Origin of the sequence: Stieleria sp. (assembly GCF_041595215.1) — a bacterium.
GTDB classification, from domain to species: domain Bacteria; phylum Planctomycetota; class Planctomycetia; order Pirellulales; family Pirellulaceae; genus Stieleria; species Stieleria magnilauensis.
This window is the reverse complement of sequence record NZ_JBFHKV010000351.1, coordinates 1-7531: the sequence shown is the minus strand read 5'-3', so window position 1 is coordinate 7531 and position 7531 is coordinate 1. Positions and strand designations below refer to the sequence as shown.

Annotated in this window: 6 protein-coding genes; 4 read left to right on the top strand and 2 right to left on the bottom strand. The window is 58.6% G+C overall.

The window, feature by feature from the left end; translation table 11 throughout:
* The coding region (locus ABX749_RS14915) for a DUF1501 domain-containing protein (RefSeq protein WP_372896670.1) at positions 1-1219 on the top strand (1219 nt) is incomplete at its 5' end.
* Positions 1220-1264: 45 nt separating this feature from the next.
* Here the strand turns inward: ABX749_RS14915 and ABX749_RS14910 are convergent.
* Positions 1265-2737 (bottom strand): sulfatase, encoded by a 1473-nt coding sequence (locus ABX749_RS14910; protein ID WP_372896669.1) that lies wholly within the window; start codon positions 2735-2737, stop codon positions 1265-1267.
* Between the two features lie 183 nt (positions 2738-2920).
* Positions 2921-3418, bottom strand: a complete 498-nt coding sequence (locus ABX749_RS14905; protein WP_145213763.1) for a Crp/Fnr family transcriptional regulator — start codon at positions 3416-3418, stop codon at positions 2921-2923.
* Positions 3419-3747: 329 nt separating this feature from the next.
* On the opposite strand from ABX749_RS14905, the gene ABX749_RS14900 reads away from it, so the two are divergent.
* The 3 genes from ABX749_RS14900 to ABX749_RS14890 all read left to right on the top strand — a co-directional run.
* Complete coding sequence (locus ABX749_RS14900) at positions 3748-5076, top strand: PQQ-binding-like beta-propeller repeat protein (protein WP_372896668.1); 1329 nt, start codon at positions 3748-3750, stop codon at positions 5074-5076.
* A gap of 60 nt (positions 5077-5136) precedes the next feature.
* Positions 5137-6165: an ROK family protein gene (locus ABX749_RS14895; protein ID WP_372896667.1), complete on the top strand. Its 1029-nt coding sequence runs from the start codon at positions 5137-5139 to the stop codon at positions 6163-6165.
* A 4-nt stretch (positions 6166-6169) separates the two neighbouring features.
* Positions 6170-7531: 6-phosphogluconolactonase (locus ABX749_RS14890; RefSeq protein WP_372896666.1), on the top strand; the 1362-nt coding region annotated here is incomplete at its 3' end.

Below are 7531 nucleotides of genomic sequence, written 5' to 3'. Positions count from 1 at the left end.
GGCGCTGACCAAGTACGCCGGGAAAACGATCAACGAGACTCCGTTTGCCGATGTTCAAGATCCGGAGAAACTGAAACGGGTTCGGGTCGTCGTCGTCAATGATGCCAACGGCCAGCAACGCAACAAGATCTATCCGTTGCAAGTCGGCTATCGAAAGTATGGTCAAAGCGGAATCGAAATCAGTGACTGGTTCCCGCATCTGGGTGCCTGTGTCGATGACCTGGCCGTGATCCGGTCGATGTGGACGACCGATGACAACCACGGCGCTCAAGTGCAGTTTCACTCGGGGCGACACATGCTCGATCCACGTGTGCCGACGATCGGCGCCTGGGTCAATTATGGGCTGGGAACACTCAACGAAAACCTGCCCCAATTCATCGGCATGGGGCCGCGTTTTTTTGACAAACGCGACGGACACTACTTGGGGCCGGCTTACGACAGCGTCGCATTGAAAGTGGACCCGAACAATCCTCTCGACTATGCGAGCCCCGAGGGAGACGTTTCGGCCGGCCAGCAGCGTCTCGGATTTGACTTGGTGCGTCGCTTGAATCACTTGACGGCCGAGCAGTATCCGCACGACCCAGAGCTGGAAGCGAGGATCAAGTCCTATGAATTGGCCTACCGCATGCAAACGGCCGTCCCGGAAGTGATTCGGTTTGACACCGAGACCGAGGCCACCAAAAAACTGTACGGGTTCGATCAGAAAGAAACACGTCCGTTTGGCGAGCAATTGCTCGCGGCGCGTCGTTTCGCCGAACAGGGTGTTCGATTCATCCAAATCATGCATGGCGATGGTGCCGCGGGGGCATGGGACCAGCACTCGAAACTGAAAGCCAATCATTCCAAATTGGCGATGCAGGTCGATCGGCCGGTCGCGGGCTTGATCCAGGATCTCAAGCAGCGGGGCATGCTGGACGAGACGCTGGTCGTGTTCGCGACGGAATTCGGACGCACACCGGGGTCACAGAACTCCGACGGCCGCGATCATCATCCGTACGGATTCAGCGTCTTGATGGCCGGTGGTGGACTCAAGGGCGGCATCGTGCACGGCGCGACCGATGAAATCGGTTTCCATGCCGTGGAGCATCCGCACTACGTGACCGATGTCCATGCGACGTTGTTGCATCAGTTGGGCTTGCATTCTCACCGATTGAATGTGCCCGGGCACAAGCGTCTGGAGCAAGATTACGGCCAGGTGATCAAGGAGATTTTGGTCTAAATGTGTTGGTGTGTGACGGTTGCTGAATCCGATCCCACCGAACATCTAGCGGGTCATGGTCTGTGGCTCCGGCACGCCATCGATTTTTCCGATCGTTCGCTGTCCTTTGCCCGGACGGCCCTTGTCACCCAGGTCTTCACGTGCCGCTTCGGCCAGTCGCATCAGTCGGCCAACGACATCGGGATGCTCGGCGGCAACGTTGTGTCGACACGAAACGTCGTCGTACAGATGGAACAGCAGGGTTTGCGGCGGGTCATTTTTTCCGAGATGGGGATGACCGGCGGAGGGATCGATCGGCAGGAACAGTTTCCAGGGTCCGGAACGAACTGCTTGCAATTGATCCTGATGGTAATAGTAAAACGCTTCGTACGGAGACGTTGCGTCCGGCTGGCTGTAGATCAAGGGGGCGATGTTGTGGCCGTCGATCGTGCGATCTTGCGGCAGTTCGCCGCCGGCCAGCTTGGTGAACGTCGGCAACAAATCCATCGTCGTCACGAGTTGGTCGCAGACGGTTCCCGCCCGCACGTGGCCCGGTTGCCACATCAACGTCGGGACTCGAAAGGCGCCTTCGCTGGTCGTGTAACCACGGCCGTGCAGGGGGCGATTGGATCCGCGTGAGAGATCGTTCAAGTCTCGATTGATCGGCGCACCATTGTCGCTCGTCCAGATCACAAGCGTCTTGCTGGCCAGTCCCAACTCGTTCAATTGGTCCATCATTTGACCAATCGACCAGTCGAGTTCTTCGATGGAGTCGCCCCAGGGTCCGTTCTTGCTTTTGCCCCGAAAGGCTTCACTGGAAAACGGCGTCTTGGTGCTGCCCGGCATCGCTTGCGGAAAATACAGAAAGAACGGTTCCTCCCGGTGCTCCTGGATCCACTGCATCGCCCGTTCGGTGTACCGCTTGGTCAGGCCGTTTCGGTCACAGGGGGCTTCGACGACGACTTCGTTTTCCATCAATGGCAGTGGCGGCCAATGTTTTCCGTCCAGCCGATCGCCCAGGCGCTGGCCGACCGTTTGCGTCATGTCATCGCTGTAGGGGACACCGAAAAAGAAGTCAAATCCCTGACGTGTCGGCAAGAATTCGGGCTGGTCGCCCAGGTGCCATTTGCCGATGATCGCCGTCGCATACCCCTGTTCTTTCAGTGTTTCGGCAATCGTGACTTCGTCGGGGTTCAGTCCATACGGCGAGATCGGGCGAAGCACATGTCCGTCGCGCGGATTGTGGTGCATGCCGACGCGTTGGGAGTAACACCCGGTGATCAGGCTGGCGCGTGACGGGGTGCAGACGCCGGCGGTCACACAGAAGTGCGTGAACTTTCGCCCCTGTGTCGCCATGCGATTCAAGTGCGGCGTCCGGTGCAACGTTGAACCGAACGGTTCAATGTCGCCGTAGCCCAGGTTGTCACAGAAGACGACGATGAAGTTCGGCCGTTCGGGGAGCTCGGCGCTGATCCCCGGTCGCACGAAGACGAATAGACTGGCCAGGGTGATGAAGAGGATGGCGTTGCGGCGGGTCAAGAGTTCTCTCCGTGGGGAATTCTATGGATGGATCGATCGCAGCAGGACACGCTGTTCGCCATGCGTGGTGGTGAGACTCATTTTCTGATCCGTTGAGTTGATTTGCGCGTATTGTACTCTCCGTCATCGCGGGTCGTGCAGTTTTCAGAGTCACCTGAGGGAGAGTAACGAAAACCCTTTTGATCAAGCATCGAATACCAATTCCTCGTCAAACCATTGCTGGCCGAGTTCTTGCTGGTAACGAAACAGTCGCTCGCCGGCGATCCGCAGTCGACGACTGACCTCGCGACCCAAATTCATCATCACCATCGCGTACTGTTCCATATCGACCTGACACAGTTTCATCAGTGCCGTGTAGGGAACTCGGATCACGCTGCAATCGGTTTCCGCTTTGACACCGGCGAAGCGGCGTTGTAAATCGATCAACGACATTTCGCCGAAACAGTCGCCGGGCTGAACTCGCGCCAAGACAATCGCTTTGCCCTGCCAGGTCCGCTGGACGATCGCCGTTCCGGATCGGATCACGTACAAGCAGTCTCCCGCGTCTCCTTCGCGGAAAAAGAACTCGCCCGCGGGCACCTCTTGCTCTTCGGATTGACTCAAAATCAATCGCAGCGTCTCCTGACGCAGGCCCCCGCACACCGGAGTTTGTTGGATGAGTTCCGTTTGATCGATTAACATGCCAAAGACCCTTTATTGCCGAAGTCAACGGACAGAAATCTTTCTCGGGCCGCGTCCGGTACCCCCCAAGATGTCGCATCCGTGACGCAGTGTCAAAGATTTTGCCTCGGCGGTATTCGGCGAGTTCAGGGGTGTTCGGAGAGTGCAGCGGGACGCCCCGGTCATCTGGCCCTTGGAAACTGCGTTTCCTGCCAACGCTCGGCCGCCGGGGCCCCCCATGCCGACATACTCGATCCGGGCCGACGAGTTACAATGTGGCCGAGTCGGAATCGTCCGGCTCAAAGGCGGCCCCCCTCCCATTACATTTCCTCCTTCTGAAATCACGTCTCATGCTTCGCAGTTTTTGCCGGATCAGCGTCCTGGTCACCGCGATGACGTTGCTCACGTCCGCGGAGAGCGTTATCGCAGACAATTGGGCTCATTGGCGCGGTCCGACCGGCAACGGTGCGGCCGCCAGCGGCAACCCGCCGACCCGATGGTCCGAAACGGAGAACGTGAAATGGAAGGTTCCGATTCCGGGCCGCGGTTCCGGGTCGCCGGTGATTTGGGAAGACCGCGTGTTTGTGGTCACCGCCGTCGACGTGGGTCCAGGGACGGCGCCACCGCCACGAACCCCGCAGAATCGCAATCAGTTTCAACGTGGCAGGGCTCCGGCGCTGCCGAAACTGGACTTTCAAGTGCTCTGTTTCGATCGGCAATCCGGTCAGCAACTTTGGAAACAAACCGCGGTCACCGCCGTCCCGCACCAGGAAACCCATTCGACCAACGGATTCGCGTCGGCATCGCCCTGCACCGATGGCAAACATGTGTATGCGCACTTCGGCTCGCGTGGCCTGTATTGCTACACGATGGAAGGCCAGTTGAAATGGAAACGCGATGACTTTGGAAAGATGATCACACGCAACGGATTTGGTGAAGGCAGCTCACCGACACTTCATGGCAAGATGATCATTGTGCCGTGGGACCATGAGGGCGATTCGGCAATCTACGCGCTGGACAAATTGACCGGTGAAACGATTTGGAAGACCGATCGCGATGAACCGTCTTGCTGGGCCACGCCCTTGGTGATCGACGTCGCCGGAAAAAAACAGATCATCATGAACGGTCAAAACTTTGCCCGCAGTTATGATCTTGAAACCGGTCAAGAACTTTGGCGCTGCGGCGGCCAAACCGCTCGGCCGGTCGCATCGGCGGTCGCCGACGACGGATTGGTGTTTGTCGGTAGCGGCTTCCAAGGATCGTTCCTCGGCGCGTTTCGGCCTGACGGGCAAGGCGACATCGAAGGCACCGACCGTGTGGTGTGGACGGTTAACCGAAACACTCCCGACATCGCATCCCCTTTACTCAGCGACGGCCGGCTGTATTTCCACAAAGGCAAATCCGGAAACCTGAGTTGCCTGGATGCCAAGACCGGCAAACCCTACTACGAAGCCGTTCGGCTGCCCGGGATCAGCAATACCTACGCGTCGCCGATGGCCGTCGGAGGCCACGTCTACTTGACCGGGCGAAGTGGCACCACGGTTGTGATCAAGGATTCGGCAACGCTACAAATCGTCTCGTCCAATTCGGTCGGTGAAACGGTTGATGCAACGCCTGCTCCGTGCGGCGATGAGTTGTTCATCCGCGGAGAGAACCATCTGTTTTGCATTGCAAATTGAATGAATCGAAAGGGTGAGCTTGAACGTGACGACTGATTGCGACGACGTTTGTATCCGAACATGAAACCAACCAATTACTGTACCAGCGAATCGCCGTCGTTCGTCATGGGCATCGACCTGGGTGGCACTTCGGTCAAATTAGGACTGTTGCGTGGGGAGGAGCTTGTCGCCCGCGACCAGATCTCCACGGCGCATTGCGACGAACCCTCCGATGTGTTTCGCCGGGCCCGCGAGTTTTCGGTCGCGGCGTTGCACCGGCACGGCGCCACGTTTGATGCGTTGGAATCGGTCGGATTGGCGATGGCCGGGGTGATCGACGAGGCGACGGCCACGTTGATGGAAACGGCAAACCTGCACGCCTGGCACGGTATCGGTTTTCATCAAGAATTGGCGCGCGTCTTTCAAAAGCCTGTCGCCGTGATCAATGATGCCAATGCCGCGGCACTGGGTGAATCCAGCTTCGGGGAGCATCGCACCGACTCGCTTTCTTTCCTGACACTGGGGACCGGCATCGGCGGTGGGATCATTGTGGCCGGCCGCGCGATCAATGGCAGTCACGGCTGTGGAGGCGAAATCGGCCACGTCACCATCGAGCATGGTCCCGATGCCCGGCAGTGTGGTTGCGGCCGTGCGGGACATTTGGAAGCTTACGCCGGTGCCGCGGGAATCGTCAAAACCGCACTCGAGCAACTCGAAGCGACCGACCAACCCTCGTCGCTGGGCACGGTGGACGAGCTGACGCCGGAAATCATTTCCGCCGCCGCCGAATGCGGCGATGCGATCGCGATGGAGACCGTTCGCAGGACCGGCGTGCATCTGGGGCGAGCGATCGCGATGCTCGCTCATATCGCCGATCCCGCCGTCGTGTTGCTCGGCGGTGCCGTGAACTTCGGCGGCAACCAGACTCGCACCGGCAGAGCGTTCTTGCGGACGATCCGAAGTGAAATGGTGCGTTTGTCGTTGGTCCAGACCGGAGAAACCCTGAAAATCGATTTTGCCACGCTCGGTAACGACGCCGGAATGCTCGGTGCGGCACAGCACGCACGACAACTGACACATCAAGCCGATCCATCTTGCAGCAACGAATGACACCATGAGAAAAGACAAGCGAAGACTCAAACCCTTTCAACCCGCGACAACGCCGTCGTCGATTCCGTATCGAGTCTTCCCCGAAGCGAGCGATGCCAGCGAAGCCGCGGCGCTCGAAATTGCAACACTCGTGCGCAGCCGTGCCGCGGAGGGACGCACCTGCGTGCTCGGGTTGGCGACCGGTTCCACCGTCGTCAATGTGTACTCCGCCATGGTGCGGATGCATCGCGAACAAGGCCTGTCGTTTTCCAACGTGGCTGTCTTTGTGCTCGATGAATTTTTGCCGATGGAGCCGGAGTCGCTGCAGAGTCACGTCCGGTTCATGAACGAACACCTGTTCGACCACATCGACCTGCCGCGCGATCAGATCCACATTCCCGACGGGACCACGCCGCAGGATGAATTGGCTGAATATTGCCTGATGTTCGAAAACGAGATCGCCGAGTTGGGCGGCATCGACATGTTGATTCTGGGCATCGGCCGGACCGGGCACATCGGTTTCAACGAACCCGGTTCGGGGACGGATTCACGGACGCGGCCGATTACGCTTGATGCGATGACACGGATCGACGCGGCCAGCAATTTTTTCGGTGTCGAAAATGTGCCGCGGCGTGCGATCACGATGGGGGTCGGCACGATCCTGGACGCCCGACGGATCATCTTGCTCGCCTTCGGCGAAGGCAAATCATCGATCGTCGCCCGCGCGATCGAAGGCGAAATCGCTCCGGCGGTCCCCGCGACGTTTCTGCAACAACACGATGACGTCGAGTTCTTTCTTGATTCCGCTGCCGCAGCGAATCTGATCGAAATCCGATCGCCCTGGTTGGTCGGTGACGTCCGCTGGGATGACGTGATGGTCCGACGGGCCGTGATCGCACTTTCGCAATCGGTCCAAAAGCCGATTCTGATGTTGACCGACGCCGATTACAACGCCAACGGGATGCAGGGTCTGCTCGCCGAATACGGAACCGCCTATGAGATCAATCTCAGTGTCTTCCGCCATCTGCAAAATACGATTACCGGCTGGCCCGCCGGCAAACCGGACCGCCCCGATACGGTGTTCCCCAAACGGATCATTCTGTTTTCGCCGCACCCCGACGACGACGTCATTTCGATGGGAGGCACGCTGACACGCTTGGCGACTCAGGGGCATGAAATCCACGTCGCCTACCAGACCTCCGGCAATCTGGCCGTCTTTGATGGCGATGCGTTAAGGTTTGCCGAATTCGCCGCCGATTTCTGTCGCGAGTTCGAGGTCTATAGCGATGACATCCAACGCCTGACCGAGATGATGATTCACGCCATCCGCGACAAGGCATCTGGAAGCGTCGATATCAATGAAGTCCAGCGATTAAAAGGGCTGATT

What these genes read in the sequence shown, in the direction of transcription:
- ABX749_RS14900 (WP_372896668.1), top strand. Translation starts at nt 3,748, where the DNA reads ATGCTTCGCAGTTTTTGCCGGATCAGCGTCCTGGTCACCGCGATGACG.
- ABX749_RS14905 (WP_145213763.1), bottom strand. Translation starts at nt 3,418, where the DNA reads ATGTTAATCGATCAAACGGAACTCATCCAACAAACTCCGGTGTGCGGG.
- ABX749_RS14895 (WP_372896667.1), top strand. Translation starts at nt 5,137, where the DNA reads ATGAAACCAACCAATTACTGTACCAGCGAATCGCCGTCGTTCGTCATG.